Genomic DNA, 934 nt, shown 5'->3' with positions numbered 1-934 from the left:
GCTCGGCCGGCCCGCCGGCCCGCTGCCGCCCGTTCGGGAGGCCGCCGAGGCCGCCCGCCGGGCCGGGGCCGAGAGCCCGGTCGACCTCGTCCAGCTGTGCGGCGCCACCCTGGTCCTCGGACGCGACGAGGAGACCGCCGAACTCGCCGCCGAACTGGTCGCCGAGGCCCGCGCCAAGGGCACCGTCGGCGTGATGCCCACCCTGCAGTTCTTCCTCGCCGAGGCCGAACTCTTCCACGGCCGCCACCGCGACGCCGAACTCACCGCCACCGAAGGCCTCGGCCTCGCCCGGGACACCGGCCAGCACCAGTGGGTCAGCCAACTCACCGCGCTGCTCGCCCACCTGGCCGCGCTCGACGGCCGCACCGACCACTGCGCCGAACTCGCGGCCACCGCCCTCGCCACCACCGGCCCGCAGACCGCCGCCCCCGCCGCCGGCCAGGCCTGGGCCCAGTGGGCACTCGCCCTGCGCGACCTCGGCCAGGGCCGCGCCGGCGAAGCCGCCGACCGGCTGCAGACCCTCACCACCGGCCCGCACCGCCACCACGTCAGCGCCACCCGGGCCGTCCCCGACCTCGTCGAGGCCGCCGTCCGCCTCGGCACCCCCGAACGCGCCGCCGAAGCCTACGAACGCTTCGCCCGCTGGACGGCCGCCGCCGACCGCCCCTGGGCCGAGGCCCTCCGGCTGCGCTGCCAGGCCCTGCTCGGCCCCGACGAACTCGCCGAGACCACCTACCGCGCCGCCCTCTCCCGGCACGAAACGGCCCACCGCCCCTTCGAACAGGCCCGCACCGCCCTCCTCTACGGCGAATGGCTCCGCCGCACCCGCCGCCGCACCGACGCCCGCCCCCACCTGCGCGCCGCCCTGGAGACCTTCGACCGCCTCGCCGCCCACCCCTGGGCCGCCCGCGCCCGCACCGAACTCTCCGCCACC

At 78.6% G+C, this 934-nt stretch carries 1 pseudogene; it reads left to right on the top strand.

Features of this window, described 5'->3' with window-relative positions:
- Positions 1-934: pseudogene (locus tag AE652_RS42135) on the top strand (helix-turn-helix transcriptional regulator); the annotation flags it as partial.

Source organism: Kitasatospora sp. MY 5-36 (assembly GCF_001182915.1).
In the GTDB taxonomy this organism is placed as follows: Bacteria; Actinomycetota; Actinomycetes; order Streptomycetales; family Streptomycetaceae; genus Kitasatospora.
Note: the sequence above shows the minus strand (reverse complement) of the source record. Positions and strands in the feature narration are given on the sequence as shown.